Below are 25,581 nucleotides of genomic sequence, written 5' to 3'. Positions count from 1 at the left end.
TCGTTCGGGTCAAGAAGTCGGGGTGTCCGCGCCGGATTGTGCGCGGGCGGTGATCCGTGCCCCGGCCGAGCGGGCGGCGGCGAGGATCTGCTCGGCGAGGAGCCGAACCGGTTGCGGCGGGGTGCGGGTGGGATCGCCGTCGTCGACCGGGGTGAGGTCGGCGTCGGGATTCCATTCCGCGAGTTCGTGCGGTTCGAGGGCGCGCCAGGGTTCCAGCCAGCCGAGTCGCCAGGATTGCGCGCCGAGGGTTTTGGCCAGCGCCTCGACCTCGCCGCGGCGCTGCTCGGCCGGTGCGGGCAGCGGGCGGGCGGAATCGGCGACGGTGATGATGCCGACGATATGGCTCCCGGCGGGAGTGGCATTGTGCCGGTGCGAGAGCAGGGCGCGCTGCACTGTGTTGAGCCCGCGCATATGGGTGCGGGCGACGAGCACGACCAGCGGCGAATCCATGTCCGCGCCGAGCCCGATGCGCGCGGGCCAGCGCTGCCCGGCATCCCCGGCCCAGCTCAGGCTGGCGGCCAGACTGCTCACGCCCGCGCCGCCGTGCACGCCGACCAGCCACAGCAGCGGCGGTCGGGGCGGCCGATTGGGCACGGCGCGATGCCACATGGGCACGGGCGGCAGCGTGAGCGCGGTCATCGCAGCGCCCCCAGCAGGGCGAGATAGGCGTCGCGGGTCTCGGCGGCCAGCCGATGCCAGGAGATGACGCCGCCGCCCGCGAGATGCACATCGAAGGGCACCTCGATCACCTCGCGCACCCACGACCCCAGATGCGTGCGCACATGCCCGACCACGGATTTCCCGGCCCCCGGCACCTGTTCAGTCAGCACGATGACCGCGTCGCCGACCACGAATTCGCCGAACTGCTCGTCCAGCCATTGCAGCGCGGGCTGCAGCCGGTTGATGGCGTCCGGCCGCGCGGCCACCGTGATCACCAAACCCACCCGCGGATCGGCCAGCAGGGGCGCGGCCAACCGGCTGGTCACCGGCGCGCCCGCATCGAAAACGGCCAGCAGCCCACCGGTTTCGAGATGCCGCTGCACCGACAGCAGCGATTCCTTGCGCGGCAGCGGATCCGGACTGCGGCCCAGCACCCGCACACCCGTGGAGGTCTGTCCCGCGCACGAACCCACGCTGGACGGCAACTCCGGATGCGGTGTGTTCAGCCAGTCCTGCACGGTACTGACCGGCTGCGCGATATCGCACCCCCGCAACGCGATATCCCCACCCCCGAGCGTGGCGTCGACGGCCACCGGCCACACCTCACCCTCACTGTCCACGGCCGCCGCCGCGGCCAGCCCGAGCGTCGTCGTCGAAGCCCCCGACGACCCGGACCCACCCAGCACCAGCACCAGAGGCAGCGCCGCCCGCACCAGCCGCCCCCGCCCACCCCGCAGCGGAACGGGATCAGTGGGCTTCCCCGCAGGCGCAGGCTGCCCGAGTTCGCTTGCCCGCTCACCGCTCTCCGCCTCGCTCGCCCGCCGAATGAGGTCCTGCACGTCAACCATCGCTCATCCACCTCCCGCATGCGGTATGCCGCCGCGCGCACCGGATAGCCCGGCAGTTTCGGAGGCAGGCGCGTGCCGGATCCGCCCGATGGCCGCGAGCACGGCTGTGTCCGACTCGCCTGCGGGGCGAATGAGGTCGTGGACGTCAGTGTTCGACGCTCGACCTTTCGTGCGAGGGAAGCCGCCACGCGCCCGGACGTTCTCGCCGATCCCGTGCCGGTCGGCCGCCAACCGGGTGGTGTGGCGCGCGGTGGTCGCGAGTTCGGTGTCCTCGGAATCGCTCGCCACGGGAGCTCGGCCACCGGTGTGCGGTGTGCCGCCGCGCGCACCGGGCAGCCCGGCGGTTTCGGAGGCAGGCGCGTGCCGGATCGGCTCGCCGATGGCGAGTTCAGTTGTGTCCGGCCTGTTTGCGGGGCGGATGAGGTCCTGGACGTCGGCCTTCGGCGTTCGGCATCCAGGGCGATGGGAGTCGACGCGTAATCCGGGTGACTCGGCGGAGGGTTTGCGGGCGTCCGGGATGCCGCCACGCGCCTGGGCGTCATCGCTGACCGCGCGCCGATCGGACGCAATCGGTTCGGACGCAATCGGTGCGGTGTGGCGTGGCGTTTGGTGGCGAGTTGGTGGGCGGCGGGTGGTGATCCGGGGTGGGGGAGAGGATGGTCATCGGCGATCAGCCTCCGGCGAGGATGGAGCTGATTCGGACCTGGCCGTCGCGGGCGATGGTGGTCATGGTTTGTTGCCAGGCCGAGTGGGAGCCGTCCTGGCGGCGCTCGTCGACGCGGACGTTCCAGCGGTCGGTGGCGACCTTGGAGACGGTGACGCAGTGTTGGGTGCCCATCGGGATGGCGGAGATCGCGTCGCGGGTGGCCTGTTCGGGGGCGGCTAGGGCGTCGGGGGTGAGCAGGCTGCGCACGGCTTTGGCGTCGCGGAGGACGTACCAGGAGTATTCGAGGCGCAGGATGACGCCGGGGCCGGTGGTGAGATCGCCCGCGCCGGAACCGCTTACGAGGTCGCCGTTGTTGGCTTCGGGGCACCAGCCGGGTGCGGGCTGTTCGGCGACCGGGGTGACGGCCTCCGAGGTGGGGCCCGCGGCTTGCGGGGTTTGCGTTTCCTCGGGGGTGACGGTCAGCAGTACACCGGCAATGACCAGGGCGATCACACCCACTGCCGCCGCGGCCACCATGATGCGCTGCCGCAGTTGGTGGCGGCGGCGTTCGATGGCCGCGCGCCGCCGGGCCTCCAGCACCAGCGGGGCCATCGGATCCTCGGCGAGCAGGTCCACCGGTTTCGGCCCGGCCTTGCGGAACGAGCCGTCCGAGCCGCGCACCGGCGGCCGATCGCTGTCCAGCCATTCCGCCCAGGCGGCAGTCGGTTTCGGGGCCGGGGCGGGATCATCCTTCACCAAGATCACCGGCGGCAGTGCGGGCATCGGAGGGCGCGCCGCCGTGGTGTCGTCCTGTTCGGTCACGGCGTCACCTGTTTCGTTTCTCTCAAGCGGGCGGGGCGGGCTGCACCGCGGCGAGGAAGTCCTCGGGGGTGAGCGCGGGCATCGCGGGCATCTGCGCGAGCGCGGCGCCGAGCGAATTCACCTGCTGGGTGGCATCGTGCACGGCCTGTTCGACATTCTGGGAGAACTGATCCACGGCGGTGGAAACCTGTTCGACCACAGGGGCGATCTGCGCGGCGACGGGTTCGACGGCCTGCGCGATCGGGGCGGCCACATCGACGCCGGGGGCGATGGCCTGAGCAACCGGGGCTACCGCATTGATGATCGGCGCGGCGACTTCCTGCGCCGCAACACTTGAAACCGGCGCTACCGCAGGCTGTCCGCCGATGGGGGCAGCCGCGTTGACCGTTGCCGGATCGGGCGGGGCGACCTGAGGAGTGCCGCCGGAGAGACCACCAAGCACACCACCGGCCAGCGCGCCCAGCGCTCCGCCGATGAACATTCCTGGGAAACCGCCGACCATCGCGCCTGTCAGACATCCGACCGATGCACCGATACCGGCGCCAATGGGAGCACCGACTCCGCCGGTGGGAATACCGCCGATCGCGGCTCCGGCGAGGCCGCCGATCACACCACCAACACCGCAACCTCCAACCACGAACAACCCCGTGCTGACCATGCCGACCCCCGCGCCGACCGCGCTGCCCGCCACACTGCCTGCGGCCATTCGGTCGGATTGCTCTCGCGGGAAACCCATCCCGTCGTACATTGCGGCGATCTGCCACTCGGCCATGTCGAGATACGCCTGCGCCTTGTTGCGCGTTCGCACGTCGATGAAGTCGGGCAGTTGCACGGTGCTCGTGCCTACTCGGAGCTGGTGGGGGTCAGCAGGCATCACCGCTGGGGCATTCGGCTCGGGGACCTGCGGTTCAACGGCTTCCGGCTCATCGGAATCCGGCGTCTGCGGCGTAACGAGCGTGTCGATATTCGGCTGCGTCTGCTGCTGCGGCCGAGGACGGTTCGGCGGCGCGACCGGCGGATCCGGAATGTAATCCGCCGGACTAGGCGCGGGCGCGACCACCGGCGGCTCCGGCGTAGTACTCAGCCCCGGCTGCCCTTCCCCGGGCACCGCCAAGCCGGGTTGCCCGGGCTCCGCGCCCGCCACCCCCTGTCCCGCGATCAGCATGATCGGCAGTACAGATAATGCGAAGGAGGTACGTTTCGAAGTCATTCCCATTCCCCAATTCCCCGAAGATCCTGCGGGCCCTCCCGCTCGAAACCCCCTGCCAGTAGCGCCTTCCGCGCCCCTGACCCGCGACATCGCTGATGGCTCATTCGAACTGGTTCGTGACGACCCATGACGAAACCCCACCACCGTGCGATGATCATGTTGCCGGGTCGATATTACCCGTATCCGCGCCCCTCACAAGGGGATACGGAGCAGTCGGAACGAACAATTTAAGTAACGGGTTCCCGCGTCGTAATATCGCTCCCACCCACGCAAGAGCCGTGCGCCGCAATCCCTCTCGCCCGCCCGCCGGTTCCCGGAAGGAATTCCCATGCGTGCCAAGGCAGCACACTTCACGCAAATAATGATGACCTTGGTCTTCGCCACCGTGATCTCCGCCTGCGGCAGCCCCGCCCCCACCGTCACACCCACCACGACCACGCCGCCTCCCGACCCCACCCGGCCACCCGCCGAAATCCGCTGGGAGCCCTACCAAGGCATCCAGCTACCCATCGGCGCACAGGACGGCCCGGCGAAACCCACCCCGGTCGCCATCGGCTACTCCCACTCTCCCCAGGGCGCGGCCCTCGCGGCGATCAACCACACGATTCGCCTTTCCCTGGCTCCGGACGGCAGCTGGCCCCAAATCGCCAACCTCACCTTGATCACCGGCCCGGCCAAGGACTCCTGGGTCCTGGCCCGCGCCCAGATCTCCATCACCGCCCCCGCCGACCCGGCCACCGCGCCCCGCATCTCCGCCTACAAGATCGCCGCCTACACCCCCGACCGCAGCGACGTGACCATCTTCACCACCTATCCGGACGCCAGCATCGCCTCCACCACCCGATCCGTCGTCTGGGCGTCCAATGACTGGCGCCTGCAACTCCCGGACCCTGATTCCCAGGAGCCCACCATCCAGGCCATCGACTTCATCCCGTTCGACGCGATCCCGCTGGCGTCACCCAATTGACCGGGACGCCAGCGGTTCTGGCGAGCTAGGAGACCAGTTTCAACCCGACCACGCAGGCCACGATCCCGCCGAGCAGCAGCACCTTCAGCCCGCCGACGGCCTCGCCGCCGGTCGCCATCGAATAGACCACGGTCAGAACCGCGCCGATCCCCACCCACACGGCATACGCGGTGCCCACCGGCAGATCGCGCATGGCCCAGGCCAGCCCGGCCATGCTCGCCACCAGCGCCAGACCGAACACGGCCGTCGGACCGAGTCGCGTGAACCCTTCGGATTTGCCCAGTGCGGTCGCCCACACGGCTTCCAGCACGCCGGACATCACAAGAATCACCCAAGACATGACAGACCTCCGAGGCCGTCTTGTCGCGCGCCGGGTACGGCTCCCTCGTCCGGGGTTCCAGAGCGGAACCACCTCCACCATGGCAAATAACTCGCTACCCGCGCAAGTCCGGGTCTGGTGACTTTGGTCGCCGGGCCGTCCGCACGAAGTAGACGGTGCACGCCGCGTACGCCAGCACGGCAAGGGCCGCCAGCCACACCGGTCCCGTCGGCGGATCGGGCTCGGCGGCGAGGGTCGGCGTCGCCCACCCGGTGCGATCCCACCGCACGACAATGATCTCGCCCGGTTCGAACCCGCCACGGTCCAACATGTGCGGCAGCCGCTCACCCGCGAGGGTTGACAAGGCGGTCCGATCCGTGCACACGCCCTTGACCTTGTGGCAGACCGTTTCCACGACCTTCACCTCGCGCGGCTCGGTGAAGATCTCCCGATAGGCGGCCTCGACGTGGCCGGAAACGGTAATGATCAGCAGAAGGGAAATAAGCCCGCCCGCCAGCAGCGCCTTCCCATTACGCAATCCGGACGCACCGGACCAGACCCAGATCGTCAGGAACACAGGCGACAACCACACCGCCCCGCCGACGATATTGCCGAGATCGCTCTCGCGAGCGCTGATGATCGGCCCAGCGGCGATCGCAATGGGCAACCACACGGCGAGAATCACCAATTTCGCCCAAATCCGCACGGCCGCAGTGTAAGTCCACGAGGTTCCGGGTAGGGTCTGCTTTCCGGGATAACGGGCCCGGTGGTCACGGCGATGAGCAGCCACAGGGCGAGAATCACCGGAGGGGGATATGGACCCGAACGAACGCCCGCGCGAATTCGACCGGCTGCTGCGCAGCGTCACCGAGCCGAGTTCGAGGGGCGCGCTCCTGCTCGGCCCGGCGGGCTCCGGTAAGTCGACCTTGCTGCACGCGCTGGAGAACGAACTGACGCGCCGCGGCCGGGCCGTCTTCCGGATATCCCTCACCGGATTACGGCACCCGGACCTGATCGGCGAACGCGTACTGGAGGCGATCGAGTCGTCGCCCTATGCGGATTTGGTCGAGACCGCGCCCTATGTGCGTTCCTCGGCCGGTGCGCTACCCATCCGCGAGACCGTTTCGGCGCTGATGGATTTCAGCCGCCGGGTTCCGCAGCCGGTATTGCTGCTCGACGCCCTCGACGAAACGGCCTATCCGTCACGGGTCTCGGCCGCGGTCGAAGAGCTCAGTTCGCTGCTCGAGGATTGGAAACTCGTGCTGGCGGCCCGCGAGGAGGATTTCCGGGATTTCCGGCGCTTCGGCTTCCTCCCGGTGATACAGGTCCAGGGATTCGTCCCGGACGAACCGGAGGAGGCCGCCGTGGGAACCGCGCCCACCGCGGCACCGCCACTCGAACCCGGGGCGCGCACACCGGTTCTCACCCCTGTACGGTCGCTGGCGGAGAGCGTGGAGCTGGCGATCGAGACCTCGCCCGACCCCGCGCGGGCCGCCCAGCTGCTCGAGGAGATCGCGCTGGCCGGGGGCTCGGAGAAAATCATCGCGCTGGCCGCCAAGACCTCCATTCCGGAAGCCGAGGTCCGCAGCCTGCTCACCGCGATCCGGATCGGGCCCACCGCGCTCGAGATCGAGGATTCCGACGATCCCGCCGTGACAATGGGCGAGCTGCCCAAGTGGGCGATCATCTCCAGCCGCATTCTGGCTCCGCCATTCCGATTGGCGGACTTGGCCTTCGGATCGGAGGAAGCCGAGCGGGACGAATTCCTGGACCGCAGTTTCGTGCACAGCGGAAATCTGAAGGCGATAGTCGACCAGCGTCGTTCCCTCGTGATCGGCGACCGCGGCTCCGGTAAGAGCGCGATCTTCCGGAAGCTGTCGACGGATGCGGCCGTCGATCGCGCTCGGCTCGAGGTCTGCCCGGTCGCGAATACCGGTGAGCTGTTGCACCGCATTGTCGATGGCGCGTCCTGGCCCGATGCGGACGGGCTCCGGGCGGTCTGGCTGATCGTGGTCGCCTCGGTGGTGGCGTCGGCGCTGCCCGCCACCGCACCCCGGCATCTGCGGCGCGACGCCGCCGATCTGCGCGCCGCGGTCGGCATGGCCGCGCCGATGGGCCGGGGGCGGCGCATGCTGCGCGCGATTCTGCGCCCGCTGCGCGGTACCAGCGTGAAGTTCGCGGTGGGACCGGTGAGCCTGGAGACCCAGCTCCCCTCCGGCGCCGAAACCGGATCGCGCAGAGCCGCGGTGGATGTCGAATCATTCCTGCGCGAGGCGGATCGGACGCTGTCCCACATGGGGCGGCGGGTGCTGGCGCTGTTCGACCGCATCGACGAAACCTTCAAATACGACAGGAAGAAACAAGAGGCCGTCGTCCAGTCGCTGCTCCAGGCCGAGGGGCGCGTATCCCAGTTCGACGCCATCGGCGTCACCATCTTTCTCCGGACCGACCTGTTCGAGCTCTACGACATCCAAGAGAAGAACAAGGTGGTGTCGCGAACCCTCCCGCTCGAATGGTCCGAGGATCAATGGCTGCAAGTCCTCATCCGCCGGGTGCTGGCGAACCGGGAACTCGAGAAACTGACCACCCGAGCCCGGAATGCGGACGGCTCCCTCGAGATCCGCGGCGCGCTGGAGATGATATTCCCGCCCGAGATCGAGGGCCAGCCGATCGACCGCTGGCTGATCGACTCACTGCGCAATGGAAACGGGGATATCACGCCGCGCTCGGCCGTACTGCTCCTGCACCTCACCCGTGAAATGTCCACGAAATCCGAGGAGATCGTCACCGACCTGCCGCTGTTCCCCGAGGACGCGGTGACGCCCGCCATGACCAAGGTGTCCGACCTGAGCTTCTCCGAGGTCGTCAACGACTTCAAGGTCGGGACCTCCTTCGTATTGAACTGCCGCGCAGGGAAACTCGTGGAGTTCGCGCTCCACGAGGTGGCCGACCTCTTCGACGAGACCGAGGGCAGGATCAGCGAACAGGTCCGCCTGCTCGAGCGCCTCGGCTTCCTCGAGCGCGTGGTGCAGCAGACCGAGGCGGGCACCAGATCGCTGTTCCGGATACCCCGCCTCTACACCCGCTGCTGGGATTACGCCTGAGGCGAGCACGAAGCGATCTCCAGGCAGGGCGTCGCATTCGGCTGCGGCCCGGAGCGGGCGAGGTCGCGCTGCACTACTCGAATCGACAAGCGGACTATGACGTCACGCAAATCGAGTCCGAGCATTTCCGCGCGCATCACGGCCAACTCCATGGCGAATCGGGGTTCGTCGGGCTCGGGATCGCTGAGAATCTCGTCGAGGACCATTCCGCTGACGGCCTGTTCCCGCGTGAGCGAGTGATCGGGCAGCCAACTCAGAAACCAATGCCCGTCGGCGATTTCCTGCGCTGTATCGGGGGTGATGTCGCTGGTTATCAGCCGGTCGGTAATGCGGAGTGCCATCGCTTTTCGCCTTCCGTGCAGGTGGGCGGCACCGACGTTACGAGTGGCGCGTGACACCCTCAATCGAATTGCATACGGTGTCTTGCTATTTGCCGCGGCTATTGGATCGCGGATATCCGACCGGGATGAATCATGGTACGTCTGGTGGCATTTCGTGATACGCCCTAGGCTTGATTGCCACACCCTGGGCGTAGGGCAGCTGGGGGGAGGGGTGGCGCCGTGCGATCGAATTCCTATGACGAACCGATCGGCGACCGGGTGCGCCGCCTGCGCAAGGAACGCGGTCTCACCCAGGCCGCCCTGGCGGCCAAGGCCGGATGCTCCCGCAGCCTCATCCAGCAGATCGAGAACGGCACCCGCATACCGCAGCTCTCCCTGCGCGAACGCCTCAGTCTCGCACTGGGCGAAGCGCTTCCGGCGACCGGGCATGCCACCGCGATCCGGGCGGTGGACAATCGCCACGACGATCTGCGCATGCAGTTCAATGTCCTGCTCGGCGAGGACGCCGCCGCCGTCGAACGCGGCCTGCGCCTGGTGCGCAGTCTCATTGCCGCCACCCGGGCCGGACCCGACGCCCAGCCGCTGCGGCAGATCGCCGAACGACAGCTCGAGCGCGCGGAGGACGTCCTGGCCCAGGTGCCGTCGCAGAGCGCCACGGTGTGGGAGTGGAACACCGTGAGCGACTGGTGCCCGATCGTCGAGAAGGCCATCCGGTCGGTGCGTGTAATCCATTCCGCCACACTCGGTTCCATTGGCGGCGAGGTCGGCGAGGACTACCACGACGTGCTGCTCCGCCTGGCGGGTCGCACCGGCGCGTCCCGCGTCGACATCCGGCGCATGTACGTCGTCGACGACATCTCCGACGTCTGGCCCTACGAGGACAAACTCTGGCGGCTACTGCGCGCCGGAGTCGAGAATGTCGTCGTCAAACGCGAGCACGCCAGCAATGCCTCCGGCCTGCTCCTGGTCGACGACCGCTTCGTCGTCGTCGGCGAATACGACCACACTCGCGAGGCGCGCGTGGCCAGCCGCATCTCCGGCCTCAAACACGATGTGGTCTTCGCCGAACGCCGCTTCGAAAAGCTCTACCGCCTGAAACGAACCCGCCTCGCCTCCGTCGTCAACACCCTGGCCGCCGCCCCGCCCCTGGCCCGCTACGCGGACCTCGACGACGGCGACTGCCGCGCCGAATTCCGCGCCGCCCTCGAAGCCGCCTGGAAACGCCTGCCGTGACCGCCGCCGCGGCGGATTCGGTCGGCGGGCCATGGCCCGGATGCGATTAGATACGTGTCGTGGATAGTGTCGACTTCGCGCGTGTGGTCGCGGAATTCGGGCCCGGCGCAGCGCTACTGGTGGAACCGGGGTCGGCGGCCGCGGCCCATGTTCCGGCGCGGTGGGCCGAGATCGCCGCCGCCGCCGATTCCCAGGCCCGGTGCTCCGCCGTCGTGGCGCTGTGGAATATGGACATGCTGTTCAAGCTGACGCCGCGATTCGGGGCAGTGCTGGGGGAATGTCTCGCCGATGTGCGGATCTGCCTGCTGCACGGCGACTGGGTGCTGCTGTATGCCTTGCGGAAGCCGTTCCAGCCGTTGGAGTTCCGTATCGGATGGGATCCGGCGACCTTCGGCGCCGACCGGCCGCCGCATTGGGATGTGCTGCCCGAGCCACTGCGGGTGTTCCTCAGCACCGTGCACGCCGGTTTCACCGACCTCGACGGGATCTCCTACGGCCCCACCCGCCCCCGGCACATGCGAACCTACGACGCCCTGAACCTGTACCACCCCGTGCGCAATTGGGAAGCAGCGCAGGACATTCCGGGATACCGGGCCCTGCCCATCGCCAAAGGTCTCGGCGACGCCCACTATTTCGTCTCGCCGGACCTGCCCGGCGGCACCATCGGCTGGGAGGCGGGCGGCAACCTGGACCGACCGCTCGACTTCGCACAGACCTTCGACGACCTCATGAGCTACGGCTTCCAACTCCAGCGGGAACTCGCACCCCCGCCCGCCTCGAAAGGGGATCGGTTCGCCCCCATCACCGCGAGGGCCGCACGAGCCGTCGTCGTAAATACCGAACTCACCGAAGACCTGGCCCGCGAGCACATCCGCGGCCTCGTCGCCGACCTGCTCGACGCCCTCGGCGGTCAAGTGCGCGCCCACCCACAAGACGGCCTCAACGGCGAAACAATCCTGCCATTCGACGACGACGCCGGAAACATCCACGACGTCGACCGGCTGGAGATCCTCTAGACCCTCGACCCTCCGCCCCCCGACCGCCCCCACATCTACCCGCCTGTCATCGTCCAGATCTGGCAACAGCACCACTGGACAGTGACCCTCTCCACCGACCCGACCGGCCTCCGCGCCCACGCCCGCACCCCAGACTGGTACGAACTCACCCTGACCTACCGCGACGACACCTTGCGCCTGTCCGTCGCATCCCCCGGTTTCCACCGGCCGCCCGCGTAGGCAATCGAATAGTGGAAAGGCCCGGCGATAACCGGGCCTTTCCACTATTTCTGGTGCGCGATACTGGGATTGAACCAGTGACCTCTTCCGTGTCAGGGAAGCGCTCTCCCGCTGAGCTAATCGCGCGGAAATCCCCCTTTGAGCGGATGACGAGATTCGAACTCGCGACCCTCACCTTGGCAAGGTGATGCGCTACCAGCTGCGCTACATCCGCTTGCTCGCCGGGGCTTTTCGGCCGATCGGCTTGCGGGACAGAACTTTAGCGTACAACCGGGTGGATTATGCAAATCGCCATGTCAGTGGGGGTTTCGCGAGGTATGGGAGGGAACGGGCGCAGAGGTACGCGCCGAGGGCGGCGCCGGTGGCGTTCATCAGGACGTCGTCGATGGAGGAGTAGCGGCCGAGATCGAGTGCGTATTGCGCGATCTCCAGCGCGGCCGACAGCGCGAAGCCCACGGCGAACATGCGCGCGACCCCCGCGAAACGCGGAAACCGCAGCGGGAGAAAGAAACCCAGCGGAACAAACAGAATCAGATTCGCCCCGATCTGCACCACCGTGTTGGTGGACGCCTCCATCAAGGTCGCCAGGAAATCCCGGAAAGGGATGAGAATCACTTTTCGCTCACCATGCGCCGGAGTGAGAATCATCCACACCCACGGCAGCGTTCTCGCCAGAATCCCCGCCTCGGTGACGGTCCACCGCAGCGCCTCCCCCCGCCTCCGCCCGCGCCGCACCCGAATCCGCACCAATGCCGCCGCGCCCACTGTCACGATCGGAACCGCGATCGCCCACACGACGAGCACGTCCCCCCCACGCTTCCCACACCTGTCGCATGCACCCACGGTAACCGCGCCCGCTACCCGCCAGCCGCCGTCAATCTCAGGGTCGGGCCGGTTCAGGATCTTTGGGCGGATTCCCGTGCGTCGGTGGCCAGGATGGCGGCGAGGTCGGCGGGGATGGGCATGGTGGTCATGAGGCCGACCGAGGTGCGGCCGGTATTGCCCACGGGGGCGCGGCCGACCATGCTGCCGGGGCCCGCGACGAGGAGGCGGATGAGCTGGCCGAGGGCTTCGGGGCGGTCGTGGGTGCGCAGGGCCAGGCGGAGCATGAGCCAGTGGGCGCGGGTGTGGGGCCACGGCCAGGGCTGGGAGAGGATGTGGGCGCGTTCCAGGGCGCGCCAGCTGGTTTCGAGTTCGGGGGCGGTGCGGGCGCGGTCCAGTTCGGCTTCGAAGGCGGTGCGGACGGGTGGGGGCATGGGGGCCATGGCGGGTCCTTCGGTCGAGGGATGGGTACCCGTTCAGCCTTGTTCGCGGGGGTGGGGTGCGGCTTGAACGAACCTGCTACGAGACTTCGGGGGCGATGGTCCAGCGGACTCGGGTGAAATCCGAGGGCGGGGCGCCGAACATGCTGCGGCAGAAGCGGGTCAGGTGGGCGCTGTCGGCGAAGCCCGCGCCGTGGGCGGCGGTGGTGAAATTGTGGCCGTCGGCAATGAAGCGGATGGCGCGTTGCATGCGCAGCCAGCGGATGTAGGGGCGCAGGGGGAGGCCGACGTCGGCCGAGAAGACATGGGCCAGAAGGCTTTCCGAGAGCCGGGCCTCGCGGGCGAGGTCGGCCAGGCGGACCGGGCCGGATTCGAGACGGTGGGGGAGCAGGGCCAGGACGTGGGAGACGGCGGGGTGGCGGTCGGAGGTCGCGGCCACGGTGACCGATCGGTGGATCTCCTCGAACCAGTCCGGGTCCGAGAATAATTCGGCGCCCGCGCGCGCCCACTCCTGCACCGTGTGTGCCCGGACCGAGGCCGTCAGCCGGGCGCCGGGCGCGGACTCGGGGGCGACGTGCACGAGGCGGCCCACCCGCGCCCCGCGGACCACTTCGTGCACGGTGTCGGCCGGAATCACCGCCGCCGGGCACACCGCTCGCGCACCCGCCCGCGGTGCCGATCTCCCCGTCGACCACCATCAATCCGGGCCGCAACCACGCCTGCCCGACCCAGCCCGCACCATCCACCCCTCCAGTCTGCCGGGTTCGGCCGGGTCAGCTCGGCAGCGGGTTGGCTCCCATGGTGCGTGCGCCATTGGCCGCCGACCGGCGCACCATGCGGAAGCCCTCGTCGAGCATTGCCCGCTCGTAGTCGCACAGCGCGTCCCGGAGCGGACGGCCGCCGGTCACCTCGGTCAGGGCCGCGGTGAGGGCGGCGGCGTCGCGGAGGGCCACATTCGCGCCCGCGCCCGCGGCCGGGCTCATGGCGTGGATGGCGTCGCCGAGCAACGTCACATTCGAGGTCGGCCAGGGCGGGACGGGCAGGCTGGAGCGCACGGTGATCGGGAAAACCGTGGCGGGCGTCCAGGACTCGACGATCCCGGTCACCAGCGGATGCCAACCGGAGAGCTGTTCGAGTACCAGCTCGCGCAATCTCTCGCCGGACGCTGTGCGCAATTCCGAATCGGAGAGCCCGAGTCGATCCGCTCGGCGTCCGAACATCACGGCGAGCGTGTCGGCGACGGGTTCGAAAACCACCTCGGGCGCAAAACGCGAGGCGGCCGCCATCGGTGCTTGCCGGTACTCCACCGGCGCAATGCCCACGAACCGATTATCCGGTCCCACAATCGAATTGAAGACACTGATCAGTTCAGGCGGCAGCGCGCTCCGCAGATGGGGCGTCAGCGGAACCCGCCCGTAGATCAACCGCACCCGGGAGTCCACGACCCGCGCGTGCGGCAGGCGCTGGTTGCGAATCACCGAACCCACCCCGTCGGCGGCAACCAGAACCGAGCCCCGCGCGTTACTGCCATCGGCGAACCGTGCTGTGGCGGAGGCCGTTTCGCTCTCGTATCCGACGCACCGCCGCCCGAAATGCACGACATCCTCGAGCCCGGTGAGCAGCACCCGCCGCAATACCTCCCGATCGATGACGGTGTGCGCGGGCATCTGCTCGGTCGTGCTGTCCGCATCGTCGAGGAGGAACACCCCGTTCGGGCGCATCCGATGGTCGAACCCGCTCACCCGGGCCGCCGGTCGCCCGGACACGGCCGCGAGGAGCTCGAACAGATGCGGCGGCAGCGCAGCCGACAATGCTTGGCGCCCAAGCCCATCGATGTGCAGCCGATGCCCCTGCGCGCGCAGGTCCGCGGAACCGTCGCGCTCGTAGACGGCGACGCTGATCCCGGCCCGCCGCAAACCCTGCGCCAGGCAGAGCCCGCCGAGCCCCGCACCGATAACGATCACGTGCGGACGCGACAATTGTGAATCGATCAAGACACACCTCACTGGAGTCGTGAAAGACTCCCACCTTCCCGATGCCATCGGGCACCTGGAAACCGATCAGTGAGGCCGAAGCCCGAGAAAGCCCGAGGGCCCTCCGGTGAGAAGACCCGCCCAGCATATCAGCCTGCGCCGCACCGGCTTCCGGTCAGCACCACGGTGACGGCGGCGGAGTCTTCGGATCGAATCGGGTGTATTCGAGCCGCACCGCACCGGTTCCGGTGCGCGGCAGGACAATCGCGGTGCCCTGCCGATAGGTCCACAGGCGCGGCACGATGACATAGGCGTGGCCGGTGGTCATGGCCAGGACCAGCCCGTCGTAGCGGTACCGGTAGGCCGAACCCGGATCGGTGCACGCCGTGCCGGTCACTCCCGGCGCATTGAATTCGAGCGCCTTCTCCGAGTAGACCGTCAACCGCGCGGCGGCGGCGATCGACTGTTCGAACCTGATCGCACGGCCCTTGCCCACGGCCATGGAATACGCGGTCGCACCCCAGAAGAAACTGCCCGCGACGAGCAGCACGACCAGCGTCCATTCGAGCGGATTCGTGGTCCGCACCGGCGTCGCGGATCCGGCCGCGAGCTCGCGGCGGCGCGCCCGCACCGCGGCCCACAACAGCAGCAATCCGGCGATCACACAGGCCGGTGCGACACCGAGACCGCGGTTCAATGGCGTATCGAACTGCAATTGCGACAACCCGTTGAGCAGCAGCAGACCGCCCACCGCGGCGGTGCCGATCAGCAGCCATTTGGGGCGGTAGCCGTCCCGGTACCGGCGCGGCAGCGCCACCCGGACCCAGGCCAGGCCCAGCGCGATGGTCGCGAATACCGCCACCGGAATGAACAATCCGTCCGCACTGCGCATGACATAGTCGGTGGTGGTCAGCCCGAGCGTCGCCGAATCGACGCCGAGATGGGCGCAGAACCCGCGGGCGTGGAAATAGCCCCAGTAATAGAGCAATCCCGCCAATAGCGTCGCGGGCGCGACGAATTGCGCGACCAGCTGCACCACCTGCGACAGATCGGTGAACGAGGACCGCCTGCCCGGCGGCTGCTCCGCGGGCTCGTTGTCAGCCACCGGAACCCGTGGTGGTCGTGACCGGCGGGGTTGTGGTCGTCGTAGACGGCGGTGTGGTCGTCGAGGTTTCCGGATCCGTGGTCTCGACTTCTTCCGGAGCGCAGGTCTTGGTGTAGATGTACAGCGTCTCACCGGAATTGAGGACGGCCCGCTCTCCTTCACTCGTCGACGGCAATTGCTTGCTCATGCCCACATAGGCCGTATAGGGATCGGGATTCGGTTCATCCGGAGACGGCTTGCAGGTCGGTGTCGGCGCACTGGCCAAGGTCTGGGTCTCGATCCGCACGCAGTTGTCGGCGAGGCCCGCGGCCCGGCATCCCTTGGCGATATTGCCGCTGACGATCTGCACCACGAATTCGACGCGATCGCCCGTATCGAACAGCGTCTCGCCGAGATCGATCGGTATACCTTTGGCGCCGCCCTGCTGGCCGCCGCCATTCTCCGTCACGGGAATTCCCCGACCGGAATCACCCGAAGAGTTCTCCGCTGGATTTCCCGTTTTCTCGCAACCCCCGAGAATCATCAGCGCCGCGACAGCGACGAGGACTCGTGTCATTCTCCACATACGAGCTCCTCATACGAGGTCTCCCCGACCCTAGAGGTAATAGATCATTGTTCCTGATCAGCCCGCTATTTGCACGCGATTTCGACAGACGCCGACCTGTGGCATCGTGGAGCCGGTGAGCGGACGATTCCTCAACATCGATGTCGACATCCACGCGACCTCCGACCTGTCGGCGCTGCGCGACGAATTCGGGGACGACATCGCCATCCTGTACTGCGGTGAGCCCGAGCCGGGCAGCTTCCGATTGTCCTTCGAATGGAACGCGCCCGGCGGCGACGAGGCCGACCCGGATGCGATCGAACAGGGTTTGTGCACCGTCGTCGAGCGATTGTCGGCGTCCGGCCGCGAATTGTGGAACACCGCCGCCGACCGGATCTTCGATATCGGCTACGAAGCGGAATCGGGCCGCGAGTCCGGCCAGGCCCTGTTACGGCCCGCCACCCTGGTCCGGATCGGCTCCCTGGGCGCCCGCCTCGCCTGCTCGATCTACACCCACACCCTGACCGAACCGTCGATTCGGACCTGAGCGAATCATCCGCCGCCGCGCCGACCCGATCCTATGGTCGGCGCATGACGAACCTGATGATGCCGCCGGGGGGCGGTCCGTCCGATCAACCGAATTACAGTCCACCGCAGCAGTTTCCGCCGTATCCACAGCATCCCGGCTACCGGCCGTATCCGCAGCCGATCGCCTATCCGACCGAGATGCCCAAGCCCGTCCGGGCCGCCCGGTCGATCGCCCTCGCCCTGGTGGCCCTCGCGCTGTGCCTCGAGGTCTTCTATATCGCCAGCGGCGACACCTATTTCGCCGGGATGTTCCTGTTCGCCATGTTCCCGGCGCTGTGCCTGGCCACGACGACCCTGTTCTTCGGCCGGGCGGGCAGCAGGGCCAAGGTGACAGCCATTGTGCTCGCCGCGCTGATGATCTTCTTCAATCTGCTCGGCGCCGCGAACGGCGGGTCGGGCGGAGTGCTCTCCATACTGGCCGGGATCGCCATCATCGTGCTGCTGTCACAGCGCGACTCAGGACTGTGGTTCCGCCGACCGCGCTGACCAGGAAGGCCGCTGGCGCACATCAGTGAACAAGCGTACTCTCACTAGTTGTTGATCACATCGGCAGCTGTAACCGGTACGAGGGGCGCTCAGGCATGAAGTCGCAATATTCGAGTGAACGGTCGTTCATCTGCGAACTCGCTCAGGAGTTGTCCCGCGTCGGTAGGCGTAGCGGTCGTCGGCTCTCCCGCGTCGGCAGTGATGCCGCCTATCAGACGGCTGCCGAAGTGCAGGACCTACTGGCCGAAAGTAAGCATGTGGTGGTCGGCGTCCTGCGCGCCAAGGCCGACGATCTGGGCGTCCGGATCAAGCGACTCTGACGGCTCAGCGGTGGGCGCAGGTTCGGTAGGGCCTGGTGCGCCGCGGCTGCGAGTGGCCCGAGGACGCGGTGCAGTGCAGCCGGTTGACGCTGCCGCCGCCGGGAGCCACGACGATCTGCGGGGCGAGGGCGTCCAGCAAGCACTGCGGATCGCCGGTTTCCAGTGCGCGCCTGAATGATTCGAGCATGGCGCGGCTCTGTGCCGGGGAGATCGCGGTGTGCGGGCGGCGGGAGCGGACGCGTCCGCGGGCGCGGTGCGCGATCTGGCGGACGGTATCGACGGTCTTGCCGACCGCTGCGGCGATCTCGTCGTAGCCGACATCGAAGACCTCGCGCAGGACGAAGACGGCGCGCTCGGTCGGCGACAGCGTCCCGAGGACGAGCAGCAGCGCCGCCGACACGGTATCGGCGCGCTCCACATCCTCGGCCACATCCGGTGCGGTGAGCAGTGGTTCGGGGAGCTGGGATCCGACCCAATCCTCCTTGCGCTGCCGCGCGCCGCGCAATTTGTTCAGCGACAGGCGGGTTGCCGTGCGCGCCAGGTACGCGCGCTGATTCAGCACCCGCCCGTGATCGACCTCGGCCCATCGCAGCCAGGTCTCCTGCACGACGTCCTCGGCGTCGGCCGCCGACCCGAGCACGTCGTAGGCGACGGTGAACAGCAGGTTGCGGTGGTCGAGGAACGCCTCGGTGGCCGGGGCGGTGGCGTGGTCGCGCATTGTCGGGCCTTCTCCTTCGCGGCCGACCGGAATGCCCGGTCGGCTATGCAGTTATTGCACAGCTGTGCAGTTACTGCATGAATGTATACTCACCGGGCGGGGACGGCGTCAAGACGAGACGCCCCCGACCATCAACCGGAGGAGCCGCAGCCACGATGACCACCGCAGACCCGATCCGCCCGAGCGGGCGCGAAGCGCAACGCCGCCGCACACGCAAAGCGATCGTCGAGGCCGCGGTCCGGCTGAGCGCGGGCGGCGTGACCCCGTCCATCGACGAAATCGCCGCCGCCGCCGACGTTTCCCGCCGCACGGTCTACACCTACTTCCCGACCCTGGATCAGCTGCTGATCGACGCCACCGCGGGCGCGCTCAACGAGCCGCCGGTCGAACAGGCGCTGGCCGACCCGGCCCTCGAAGGCGACGCCGCAGGCCGCGTCGATGCCCTGATCCGCACTCTGCTGGAATACTCCCCGCAGTCACTTCCACTGGGCCGCAGAATGATTCGCTTGACGGTTGAGCAGCCCGGCAAGGATTCGCCGGGCACTCCCCGGCGCGGGCATCGCCGCCTGGAATGGCTCGAGGAGGCCTGCCGCCCGCTGCGAACCAGCCTGAGCGAGCAGGAGTTCCACCGCCTGATCTCCGCGCTGACCATTGTCGTCGGATGGGAGGCGCAGATCGCCCTGCGTGATGTGCGCGGCCTCGACGCCGACGCCGAGCAGGAGGTTGTCCGCTGGGCCGCGCGGGCGCTGGTGGAGGCGGCCGTGAAGGAGAGCGCCGGACGATACTGATTCGCGCGGGGGTTCGGCGAAGTACCGTCGGTCTGTATGACGGAACTGGTTCTCGGTCCGGTGTTGCGGCATGTCGATGCGACCTCGGCGACCGTCTGGGTGGAAACCGATGCGGCGTGCGAGGTGGATGTGCTTGGCCGCCGGGCGCGCACCTTTCAGGTGGGGGAGTTGCACTTCGCGCTGGTCGTGGTCGACGGCCTGGAGGCGGGCGCGTCGATACCCTACGAGGTGCGCTTGGATGGCGAAATCGCCTGGCCGGAACCAGGATCAGCGTTCCCGGCGAGTCGTATTCGCACGCTGCCCGTCGACAGTATTCTGTTCGGCTCGTGCCGTGCCGCGAAAGCGAATCCGGGTGCGCTGGAGGCGGACAAGGTCGGCCCGGATGCGTTGGACGCCTATGCCGTTCGTATGAGCCGGTTGCCGGAGCGCGAATGGCCCGGTGCGCTCCTGTTGCTCGGCGATCAGGTGTACGCCGACCAGCACACCCCGGCACTGCAAGAGTGGCTGGCGCGGCGGCGCGGGGGCGAGGAGGAGTTCGGCTGGATCGAGCGCAATGCCGCGGGCGATTTCGACCATCTGCTCATCGGGTCATCGCTGCCGTGGCTCATGCCGCCGGTGGTGAGTCATATCCAATCGCTCAACGAGCGGGCCGCCGAGCTGCCCGGATGGCGGGGGCGGCTCGGTGAGAAGGTCAGGCAGGCCGCTGATCTGGAGCACTGGCCCGCCTTCCGGGGCTCGTTCCAACGGCTGGCCGCACTTGTTCACCGGCTCGGCGCCGCACCGGACGCCCCGGCCACGATATGCGTGCTGTCCGGGGATGTGCACCACAGCTACGCCGTCGCAGCCGACTTTCCTGTGTCTACGAAATCCGAAGTGCTGCAACTGGTCTGCTCGCCGGTGCACAATGATCCGCCGAAGCGGTTTCGTGTGCTGTTCGTGCTGTCCTGGGCTCGGCCGCTCGTCTGGGTGCTGCGGCGGCTGGCGAATCATCGCGGAATCCCGCCGGATCCGGTGCGCTGGCGCAAAGTGAGCGGACCGCACTTCGGGAACTCCATCGCGACCCTCCGTTTCGCGGACCGATCCGCCCGCTTCATCCTCGAGACCGCCCGCCCGGGAACCGGTTTGGAAACCGTCGCCGAACTGCCGCTGACCGATTAGCTCGCGACGATATTGATATCGCGCGCCGAGAGAATCCGCTGCGAATAGCCGTCGCGCGTCACCGCCAGCATGGCGCGACCGATGCGCCGAGTGTGGTTGACCTGCCCCGGAAGCGCCCGCAGCAGCAGGGGGCGCAGTGGCGCGGTCACGGTGTAGAAACCGTTGACCCACCCGGTGCGGGAGCGGATGCCATCGCGCGGCATGACCGCGCCGGGGCGGAACACGAAGCCATTCGGATTCGCCTCCAGGATCGCATTCTCACTGCGGCCCTTCACCTTTCGCCACATGGTGGAACTGTCGGCATCGGAGCCGACGCCGGAGACGAACAGGAACCGCCCGTTCGGGGATGCCTGTTGAAAGGCGGCGTTCGCGGCCGTGCCGTAGTCGTAGGTGACCCGCGTGTAATCGGCCTCCGACATCCCGACCGACGACACTCCCAAGCAGTAGAAACACCCATCGGAATCGGCGAATTCGTTTGTCACAGAAGAGAAATCAGTGAAATCCCGATGCTCGACCTGGGTGAGCTTCGGCATGCCGTCCGGCAGCGGCGTCCGCACCACCGCCAGCACCGAATCGACCCCCGAATCCCGCACGCACTCCCGCAACGCGCCCTGCCCGATCATCCCGGTCGCCCCGAAGATCACGATCCGCAGCCCGCCCATACCCGCCTCCATCCCGCTCACCGTCACCGACCGCCCCGATTATCCGGCCGCCGCGCCCGCACACCGCCGGACACGCTGTACCCACCCGAATTAAATCGGTTGCCCCCGCCCCACCCCGCCTGCGACTGTTGTCCTACGCCGGTCCCCTGGACCAGCGGAAATGGAAGGTTCCGGCCTGAGGAGGCCAGCCGGTCTTGAAAACCGGAGGGACGTTTCGGCGTTGGGGTTCGACTCCTCCACCTTCCGCCCCCACCGGGGGCACGCCTTCGTAGCTCAGTGGTTAGAGCACCGACCTGATAAGTCGGGGGCCGGAAGTTCGATTCTTCCTGAGGGCACGGCGGTCGAGGCCGAAGTGGTCGAGGCACCGGGTTGTGATCCCGGAGAAAGCTGGGTTCGAGTCCCGCCGATCGCCCCAAAACGCTCGATCGAGTTCTCATGACGACGCGGGGCGCACAGGCGAGCACATAAGGTTTCGCGTATGAGCATCGATAGCGACGTTGTCGCCGAGGTCCATGCACTGCACGACGACCTGGCTCTCTGGCTCGGCACGCCCGATGCCGCCGAGGCGCTCGAACGGTTTCTGGGCCAGCAGCATCCGGAGTTCTCCATGGTTACCCAAACCGGATCGGTTGTGGCGCGCGTGGCCCTCACCGACGGGTTGCGCGGCGCGGGCAATACCAGCCCGGGTCTGGGCATCGATATTCGGGAGATCGAGATCCTGCACCGCTCCGCCGACGCGGTCGTCGTGCGATTCGAGGAGGTGCATCGGCACCGCGGCGGCGCCCGCAGCCGCCTCACAACCGCGCTGTTGCTGGCCGACCCGCAGGACCGCAACGGCCTGCGCTGGCGCTCGGTGCACGAAACAGCCTCCGCGAACTGAGTTTTCACACCCACCGCCGCACCCGCCGAATGTGTTCAGAGGGCTTGTCGAGCGCTCGGCGAGTCTCGCACACGGGCGTACGCTCGGAGAGGCCACCAAGGAGCGGGGGAATGCACCATGTGTGAAGGCGGAAGACTTATAGCGTCTTTCACCACCGGGACGACCGAACGCCCGGCGGTACCCGAGGTCGTCGAACCATCGCTGACCCGGACCGACGACGGCGCCTGGCTGATCTGGGCCTACAAGGTCGCCCGACCGGTCGGCGACCTCTTCCGCCCTGTCACCGGCGGCGACCCCTACCCCGCCGACGCCGTGGCCCAATGTCTGCTCCGCTTCGCCCACAAACCGCCCGACCCCAACTGCACCTGCGGCTTCCACGCCGTCTCCGACCCCCTCGGCTATCCCATAGGCGGCACCTTCCAACCCCTGGAAGTCGCCCTCACCGGTGCGATTCTCGCCTTCGAATGGGGCAATGGCGGCCTCCTCTTCCGCGCCGAACGCCAAACGGTCATGCGCGTCGGCGCGCCCCTCCGCCGCACGGCGGCCATGCGATTCCCCGCCGACCGCCCCGACCCACCCCCCGAACCCAGCGGCCGCACCGCCCGCCTCCGCCCACCCAGTCCCCGAGACCCCAACCAATCCCACCTAACGCTCCCCACCGCTCCGCCCCCCTTGGTGCGCCTGACCGACGACCCGGGCCACTGCGTCCTGCCCCAGGCCATGACCCTGCACTCGACCCAGCGCGACGACACCTCCACCGCCGCGCCGAGATCGCTGACAGCTCTACGCTAGAGCCGCCCACGCGAGGCCCGGCGCGCCCGCGCTGGACAGTGTGGCCGCGGTGCGGTCGGCGCTGTTCGCGGTGATGGCGCGTGATCGGCACCGCGGAGGTCAGCCACGAGATGGCAGATGCTCGCGCAGTTGGCGGCGTGACGAGATGCCCAGCTTCCGGAACACCTTGCGCAGGTGATAGTCGACGGTATTGGGGCTGATGAACAAGGTGGCGGCGATTTCGGCATTGGTCTCGCCCGCCGCGGCCAGTCCCGCGACCTGGGATTCCTGCACGGTCAGGTGGGCGTGGACGGCCGGGATGTCCGGGGCGTCCGGTTGCTCGCCGAGGGCGGCGAGTTCCCGCTGTGCGCGTTCCGCGAAGGCGCTCACGCCCGCGCGCACGAATCCGTCACGGGCACGGCGCAAATGGATTCCGGCGTCGTTGCGGCGGCGTCGGCGGCGCAGCCATTCGCCGTAGAGCAGGTGGGTGCGGTCGAGGTCGCCGGGCGTATCCGTGGTCGCGAGCAGGTCGAGCGCCGCGCGGAAATGGGTTTCGGCGGCGGCGGTCTCGTCGATCAGCGCCAGACAGCGTGCACTGATCCCGCGCGCCCAGGGCGCCTGATTGGCGGCGGCGATCCCGGCCAACTCGGCGGCGGCGCGCTCGGCCTCGGCTCGCTGCCCGCTGCGCACGGCGGCCTCCACCAACTCCGGCAGATACCGCGGCCGCACCTGGAGGATGGCGAACTCGTGCGCCTCGATCAGCATGCCGTAGGCCGCGTCGTACCGGCCCGCGGCCAGATCCCGCACGGCGAGCGCGTGCAGGGCGGCGGTGTGCACCCCGGCGAATCCGATCGCGAGAGCCGCCCCGGCGATCTGCTCGACCAGCGCGTACGGCTCTCCCGTCCACGCCAGGTAGGAGCTGTTGATGACGTGCTCGGCCGGATAGCCTATGGCCCGGCGGGTTTCCCGCAGCCGCTCGACGGCCCGTCCCGCCGCCACCACATCGCCGCGATCGAGGTCGGTCAGCGACCGGATCCAGAGATACTGGTCGACCGCCCGCAGGGCGCCGCTGGCCACCGCGATGCGCTCACTCCGATCGAGGTGCCGATCGCGGGCCCGCTCGTCCCACAATGCGGTGGTCAGCGCGATACCGGCGGAGCCGAACAGCAGCAGGGCGGGATCGTCGAGCTCGGCTATGGCGTCGACAGCGGCCCGCATGGGCGCGATCGCCTCCGCGTACGGGTCGAGAACGAGGGCCGCCAGACCCGCGAGGACCGTGCCGAAAACCCCGCCGTGGGTGGCGGCGGCGCGCATGCGCTCACCGAGTTCGGTGAGTGTCGTTCCGCGCATGAGCCTTTCGGCCGGAAGCGCCGCCACGAAGGCCCGCAGCAGCGCGAGTTGTTCCCGGTGCGGGTCGAACCGGCGGAACAGGTCGGCGGCGGCCGCCAGCTGCGCGGGCGCGTCGACCACCGCCGGATCGAGCAGGAACGCCGCCAGCAACGCCCGCACCAGCAGCCGCCGCCCCGCGAGGACCGGATGCGCGCCCGCCGTGTCGCCGATGCGGTCGAGCAGATCCATGGCGAAATGTCCCGCACCCGCCTCGGCCGCGGATTCGGCTGCGGCGAGCAGCCGTTCGTGCCGGACCGCCGGGTCGACGGTGAGATCGGCCGCCTTGCTCAGCAGGCGTGCCCGCGAGATCAAGCCGCCGCGCAGCCCCGCCCGGGTGGCGGCCTCCGCGAGCCGCGCCGCGACTCGATCGTCGGGACGGGCGGCGGCCTCGGCGGCATGCCAGGCTTCGAGATCATGGAGTTCCCGGGCGGCGGCGGCCCGCGCCAGCGCCGCGTGCACCCGGCGCCGCCGGGCCGCGGGCGCGGCGCCGTACACGGCGGCTCGCACCAGCGGATGCCGGAATCGCACCGCGCCGTCGATGATCACCAACCCGGCCGAATCCGCTGCCTCCCCGGCGCTTTCGGGGATCTCCAGGTCCGCGGCGGCGGCATCGACGAGGCGCAGTTCGCCGGTGGATTCGGCGGCGGCCACCAAGAGCCATTCCCGCGTCGGCTCCGGCAATGCCCGCATTTGCCGCTGATACAGCTCCTCCAGTCGGCGACCCGCGCCGACCGGGGACGGCGCGAACGACGAATCCGACAGCCGCCTGGCCCCGCGGTCGTGGGCGAGATCGGTCAGCGCCAGCGGATTTCCGCCGACCGCGTCCACGATCCCCGCCGCAATGCGCGGATCGAAGGCGACACCCAGTCGCGCGGTGAGCAATTCGATGGCGGCCGCGCGCTCCAACTCCGGAATCTCGCGGACCGCGATGCCGCCGAGATGCACATCCACATCGGCGTCGGCGCGCGCCGCGAACATCATGACCACCGCGTCGGCGTGCAGTCTGCGGGCCGTGAAGCCCAAGGCGTCCAGCGATTCCCGGTCCATCCACTGCGCATCGTCGATCGCGCACAGCACCGGCGCGGCCCGGGCGGTCAGGGCGAGCAGACCCAGCAGCGCCCGGCCCACCAGGAAGCGATCGGGAGCGAGACCGGATCGGTGGCCCGCGGCGACCAGCAGGGCCGCGCGTTCGCGTTCGGGCAATTCCGGCAGGGCGGTGTCGATGTGCAGGAGCAGACGCTGCACTCCGGCGTAGGGCAGGTCGCGCTCCACCTGATAGCCCTCCACGCGCACGATCCGGAAGCCGGTGGCGCGGGCCATCGCGGAATCGATGAGGGTGGTCTTGCCGATTCCGGGATCGCCCGTCAGCCGCAGCGCCCCGCCGCGTCCATTGCGGGCGGCCGCGAGCAGCGCGGCGAGCTCCTCCAGTTCGGCACTGCGGCCGACGAGCGGGTTTTCGCTGGTCACCGTGTACTCCCTCCCCGCACGCAAGCCCGGAGGGTGGAGCCTAGCGCCGCGCCGAGGTCGCTACTGTGCCGAGCGTGCACGGGGT

General features: G+C 68.7%; 27 protein-coding genes, 5 tRNA genes, 1 pseudogene and 1 riboswitch. Of the genes and pseudogenes, 15 read left to right on the top strand and 18 right to left on the bottom strand.

Annotated features, from left to right (window positions below):
- Positions 1-9: 9 nt before the first annotated feature.
- From NC4_RS20570 to NC4_RS40375, 4 genes are all read right to left on the bottom strand, one after another.
- Positions 10-639 carry a hypothetical protein gene (locus NC4_RS20570; protein WP_067540848.1) on the bottom strand — a complete coding sequence of 210 codons (630 nt, stop codon included), beginning with the start codon at positions 637-639 and terminating at the stop codon, positions 10-12.
- Positions 636-1,508 carry a MinD/ParA family ATP-binding protein gene (locus NC4_RS20565; protein WP_067540845.1) on the bottom strand — a complete coding sequence of 291 codons (873 nt, stop codon included), beginning with the start codon at positions 1,506-1,508 and terminating at the stop codon, positions 636-638. Before NC4_RS20565 ends, NC4_RS20570 begins: the two co-directional genes overlap by 4 nt.
- Positions 1,509-2,178: 670 nt before the next feature.
- Entirely contained in the window at positions 2,179-2,976 is a 798-nt protein-coding gene (locus NC4_RS20555; protein WP_067540839.1) for a DUF8176 domain-containing protein, read from the bottom strand.
- A gap of 22 nt (positions 2,977-2,998) precedes the next feature.
- The gene (locus tag NC4_RS40375) at positions 2,999-4,186 is read right to left on the bottom strand and encodes a hypothetical protein (protein ID WP_157554967.1); all 1,188 of its coding nucleotides are present in this window, start codon (positions 4,184-4,186) and stop codon (positions 2,999-3,001) included.
- Between the two features lie 328 nt (positions 4,187-4,514).
- Here NC4_RS40375 and NC4_RS44025 point away from each other — a divergent pair, with 328 nt between their 5' ends.
- Positions 4,515-5,153 (top strand): DUF8175 domain-containg protein, encoded by a 639-nt coding sequence (locus tag NC4_RS44025; protein ID WP_157554965.1) that lies wholly within the window; start codon positions 4,515-4,517, stop codon positions 5,151-5,153.
- Positions 5,154-5,178: 25 nt separating this feature from the next.
- Here NC4_RS44025 and NC4_RS20540 read toward each other — a convergent pair whose 3' ends face one another.
- Together NC4_RS20540 and NC4_RS20535 are read right to left on the bottom strand one after the other, a co-directional pair.
- Positions 5,179-5,493, bottom strand: a complete 315-nt coding sequence (locus NC4_RS20540) for a DMT family transporter (RefSeq protein WP_067540830.1) — start codon at positions 5,491-5,493, stop codon at positions 5,179-5,181.
- Between the two features lie 8 nt (positions 5,494-5,501).
- Positions 5,502-5,567, bottom strand: a riboswitch (guanidine-III (ykkC-III) riboswitch).
- Positions 5,568-5,587: 20 nt separating this feature from the next.
- Complete coding sequence (locus NC4_RS20535; protein ID WP_067540827.1) at positions 5,588-6,178, bottom strand: hypothetical protein; 591 nt, start codon at positions 6,176-6,178, stop codon at positions 5,588-5,590.
- Between the two features lie 109 nt (positions 6,179-6,287).
- Between NC4_RS20535 and NC4_RS20530 the strand changes: the two genes are divergently transcribed.
- Positions 6,288-8,576: an ATP-binding protein gene (locus tag NC4_RS20530; RefSeq protein WP_067540824.1), complete on the top strand. Its 2,289-nt coding sequence runs from the start codon at positions 6,288-6,290 to the stop codon at positions 8,574-8,576.
- Here the strand turns inward: NC4_RS20530 and NC4_RS20525 are convergent.
- Entirely contained in the window at positions 8,567-8,917 is a 351-nt protein-coding gene (locus NC4_RS20525; protein ID WP_067540821.1) for a hypothetical protein, read from the bottom strand. The two genes, NC4_RS20530 and NC4_RS20525, sit on opposite strands and share 10 nt — an antisense overlap.
- Positions 8,918-9,136: 219 nt before the next feature.
- On the opposite strand from NC4_RS20525, the gene NC4_RS20520 reads away from it, so the two are divergent.
- The 3 genes from NC4_RS20520 to NC4_RS40370 all read left to right on the top strand — a co-directional run bounded on the left by NC4_RS20520 (position 9,137) and on the right by NC4_RS40370 (position 11,385).
- Positions 9,137-10,150 (top strand): helix-turn-helix domain-containing protein, encoded by a 1,014-nt coding sequence (locus NC4_RS20520; protein ID WP_157554963.1) that lies wholly within the window; start codon positions 9,137-9,139, stop codon positions 10,148-10,150.
- A 59-nt stretch (positions 10,151-10,209) separates the two neighbouring features.
- Positions 10,210-11,166, top strand: coding sequence for a hypothetical protein (locus NC4_RS20515; RefSeq protein WP_067540815.1), 957 nt, complete (start codon positions 10,210-10,212; stop codon positions 11,164-11,166).
- Between the two features lie 81 nt (positions 11,167-11,247).
- Positions 11,248-11,385, top strand: a complete 138-nt coding sequence (locus NC4_RS40370; protein WP_157554961.1) for a hypothetical protein — start codon at positions 11,248-11,250, stop codon at positions 11,383-11,385.
- A 51-nt stretch (positions 11,386-11,436) separates the two neighbouring features.
- On the opposite strand, the gene NC4_RS20510 is transcribed toward NC4_RS40370, so the two are convergent.
- The 8 genes from NC4_RS20510 to NC4_RS20475 form a co-directional block, all read right to left on the bottom strand.
- Positions 11,437-11,511: transfer RNA gene (locus NC4_RS20510), tRNA-Val, on the bottom strand.
- 15 nt (positions 11,512-11,526) lie between these two features.
- Positions 11,527-11,599, bottom strand: a tRNA-Gly gene (locus NC4_RS20505).
- A gap of 65 nt (positions 11,600-11,664) precedes the next feature.
- Complete coding sequence (locus tag NC4_RS20500) at positions 11,665-12,156, bottom strand: VanZ family protein (protein ID WP_157554959.1); 492 nt, start codon at positions 12,154-12,156, stop codon at positions 11,665-11,667.
- 125 nt (positions 12,157-12,281) lie between these two features.
- Positions 12,282-12,650 carry a DUF3703 domain-containing protein gene (locus NC4_RS20495; RefSeq protein WP_067540809.1) on the bottom strand — a complete coding sequence of 123 codons (369 nt, stop codon included), beginning with the start codon at positions 12,648-12,650 and terminating at the stop codon, positions 12,282-12,284.
- Positions 12,651-12,726: 76 nt separating this feature from the next.
- A complete protein-coding gene (locus NC4_RS20490; protein ID WP_067540806.1) occupies positions 12,727-13,299 on the bottom strand; it encodes a helix-turn-helix transcriptional regulator in 573 nt (190 codons plus the stop codon).
- A 121-nt stretch (positions 13,300-13,420) separates the two neighbouring features.
- On the bottom strand, positions 13,421-14,611 hold the full coding sequence (locus NC4_RS20485; RefSeq protein ID WP_067540803.1) for an FAD-dependent oxidoreductase: 1,191 nt from the start codon (positions 14,609-14,611) through the stop codon (positions 13,421-13,423).
- A 184-nt stretch (positions 14,612-14,795) separates the two neighbouring features.
- Positions 14,796-15,725 (bottom strand): hypothetical protein, encoded by a 930-nt coding sequence (locus NC4_RS20480; RefSeq protein WP_067540800.1) that lies wholly within the window; start codon positions 15,723-15,725, stop codon positions 14,796-14,798.
- Entirely contained in the window at positions 15,718-16,173 is a 456-nt protein-coding gene (locus tag NC4_RS20475) for a hypothetical protein (protein ID WP_067540797.1), read from the bottom strand. The genes NC4_RS20480 and NC4_RS20475 overlap by 8 nt, the downstream gene beginning before the upstream one ends.
- 232 nt (positions 16,174-16,405) lie before the next feature.
- On the opposite strand from NC4_RS20475, the gene NC4_RS20470 reads away from it, so the two are divergent.
- The 3 genes from NC4_RS20470 (at position 16,406) to NC4_RS20460 (ending at position 17,663) form a co-directional block, all read left to right on the top strand.
- Positions 16,406-16,816, top strand: a complete 411-nt coding sequence (locus tag NC4_RS20470; RefSeq protein WP_157554957.1) for a hypothetical protein — start codon at positions 16,406-16,408, stop codon at positions 16,814-16,816.
- Between the two features lie 44 nt (positions 16,817-16,860).
- A complete protein-coding gene (locus tag NC4_RS20465; RefSeq protein WP_067540790.1) occupies positions 16,861-17,343 on the top strand; it encodes a hypothetical protein in 483 nt (160 codons plus the stop codon).
- Positions 17,344-17,438: 95 nt separating this feature from the next.
- The gene (locus NC4_RS20460; protein ID WP_067540787.1) at positions 17,439-17,663 is read left to right on the top strand and encodes a hypothetical protein; all 225 of its coding nucleotides are present in this window, start codon (positions 17,439-17,441) and stop codon (positions 17,661-17,663) included.
- A 79-nt stretch (positions 17,664-17,742) separates the two neighbouring features.
- Here NC4_RS20460 and NC4_RS20455 read toward each other — a convergent pair.
- Positions 17,743-18,381 (bottom strand): annotated as a pseudogene (locus tag NC4_RS20455) (sigma-70 family RNA polymerase sigma factor); the annotation flags it as partial.
- A 155-nt stretch (positions 18,382-18,536) separates the two neighbouring features.
- Between NC4_RS20455 and NC4_RS20450 the strand changes: the two are divergent.
- Both NC4_RS20450 and NC4_RS20445 read left to right on the top strand, forming a co-directional pair.
- Entirely contained in the window at positions 18,537-19,169 is a 633-nt protein-coding gene (locus NC4_RS20450; RefSeq protein ID WP_067540782.1) for a TetR/AcrR family transcriptional regulator, read from the top strand.
- A gap of 36 nt (positions 19,170-19,205) precedes the next feature.
- Entirely contained in the window at positions 19,206-20,327 is a 1,122-nt protein-coding gene (locus NC4_RS20445) for a DUF7800 domain-containing protein (protein ID WP_067540779.1), read from the top strand.
- Here the strand turns inward: NC4_RS20445 and NC4_RS20440 are convergent.
- Positions 20,324-21,016 (bottom strand): Rossmann-fold NAD(P)-binding domain-containing protein, encoded by a 693-nt coding sequence (locus tag NC4_RS20440; RefSeq protein WP_218021244.1) that lies wholly within the window; start codon positions 21,014-21,016, stop codon positions 20,324-20,326. The two genes, NC4_RS20445 and NC4_RS20440, sit on opposite strands and share 4 nt — an antisense overlap.
- 135 nt (positions 21,017-21,151) lie before the next feature.
- On the opposite strand from NC4_RS20440, the gene NC4_RS40365 reads away from it, so the two are divergent.
- The 5 genes from NC4_RS40365 (at position 21,152) to NC4_RS20420 (ending at position 22,661) form a co-directional block, all read left to right on the top strand.
- Positions 21,152-21,235, top strand: a tRNA-OTHER gene (locus NC4_RS40365).
- 16 nt (positions 21,236-21,251) lie between these two features.
- Positions 21,252-21,324: transfer RNA gene (locus NC4_RS20435), tRNA-Ile, on the top strand.
- A gap of 2 nt (positions 21,325-21,326) precedes the next feature.
- A tRNA-His gene (locus tag NC4_RS20430) sits at positions 21,327-21,404 on the top strand.
- A gap of 63 nt (positions 21,405-21,467) precedes the next feature.
- Positions 21,468-21,869: a hypothetical protein gene (locus NC4_RS20425; RefSeq protein ID WP_067540776.1), complete on the top strand. Its 402-nt coding sequence runs from the start codon at positions 21,468-21,470 to the stop codon at positions 21,867-21,869.
- 117 nt (positions 21,870-21,986) lie between these two features.
- Positions 21,987-22,661, top strand: a complete 675-nt coding sequence (locus NC4_RS20420) for a hypothetical protein (RefSeq protein WP_067540773.1) — start codon at positions 21,987-21,989, stop codon at positions 22,659-22,661.
- Between the two features lie 99 nt (positions 22,662-22,760).
- On the opposite strand, the gene NC4_RS20415 is transcribed toward NC4_RS20420, so the two are convergent.
- A complete protein-coding gene (locus tag NC4_RS20415) occupies positions 22,761-25,496 on the bottom strand; it encodes a helix-turn-helix transcriptional regulator (protein ID WP_067540770.1) in 2,736 nt (911 codons plus the stop codon).
- Between the last annotated feature and the right edge of the window lie 85 nt (positions 25,497-25,581).

The sequence above is a fragment of the Nocardia crassostreae genome (genome assembly GCF_001613405.1).
Taxonomy (GTDB): Bacteria; Actinomycetota; Actinomycetes; order Mycobacteriales; family Mycobacteriaceae; genus Nocardia; species Nocardia crassostreae.
The sequence above is the reverse complement of the archived record's forward strand: the minus strand, read 5'-3'. Positions and strand labels throughout refer to the sequence as shown.

What these genes read in the sequence shown, in the direction of transcription:
- NC4_RS20425 (WP_067540776.1), top strand. Translation starts at nt 21,468, where the DNA reads ATGAGCATCGATAGCGACGTTGTCGCCGAGGTCCATGCACTGCACGAC.
- NC4_RS44025 (WP_157554965.1), top strand. Translation starts at nt 4,515, where the DNA reads ATGCGTGCCAAGGCAGCACACTTCACGCAAATAATGATGACCTTGGTC.
- NC4_RS20525 (WP_067540821.1), bottom strand. Translation starts at nt 8,917, where the DNA reads ATGGCACTCCGCATTACCGACCGGCTGATAACCAGCGACATCACCCCC.
- NC4_RS20530 (WP_067540824.1), top strand. Translation starts at nt 6,288, where the DNA reads ATGGACCCGAACGAACGCCCGCGCGAATTCGACCGGCTGCTGCGCAGC.
- NC4_RS40375 (WP_157554967.1), bottom strand. Translation starts at nt 4,186, where the DNA reads ATGACTTCGAAACGTACCTCCTTCGCATTATCTGTACTGCCGATCATG.
- NC4_RS20570 (WP_067540848.1), bottom strand. Translation starts at nt 639, where the DNA reads ATGACCGCGCTCACGCTGCCGCCCGTGCCCATGTGGCATCGCGCCGTG.
- NC4_RS20540 (WP_067540830.1), bottom strand. Translation starts at nt 5,493, where the DNA reads ATGTCTTGGGTGATTCTTGTGATGTCCGGCGTGCTGGAAGCCGTGTGG.
- NC4_RS20450 (WP_067540782.1), top strand. Translation starts at nt 18,537, where the DNA reads ATGACCACCGCAGACCCGATCCGCCCGAGCGGGCGCGAAGCGCAACGC.
- NC4_RS20420 (WP_067540773.1), top strand. Translation starts at nt 21,987, where the DNA reads ATGTGTGAAGGCGGAAGACTTATAGCGTCTTTCACCACCGGGACGACC.
- NC4_RS20465 (WP_067540790.1), top strand. Translation starts at nt 16,861, where the DNA reads ATGACGAACCTGATGATGCCGCCGGGGGGCGGTCCGTCCGATCAACCG.
- NC4_RS20495 (WP_067540809.1), bottom strand. Translation starts at nt 12,650, where the DNA reads ATGGCCCCCATGCCCCCACCCGTCCGCACCGCCTTCGAAGCCGAACTG.
- NC4_RS20445 (WP_067540779.1), top strand. Translation starts at nt 19,206, where the DNA reads ATGACGGAACTGGTTCTCGGTCCGGTGTTGCGGCATGTCGATGCGACC.
- NC4_RS20565 (WP_067540845.1), bottom strand. Translation starts at nt 1,508, where the DNA reads ATGGTTGACGTGCAGGACCTCATTCGGCGGGCGAGCGAGGCGGAGAGC.
- NC4_RS20460 (WP_067540787.1), top strand. Translation starts at nt 17,439, where the DNA reads ATGAAGTCGCAATATTCGAGTGAACGGTCGTTCATCTGCGAACTCGCT.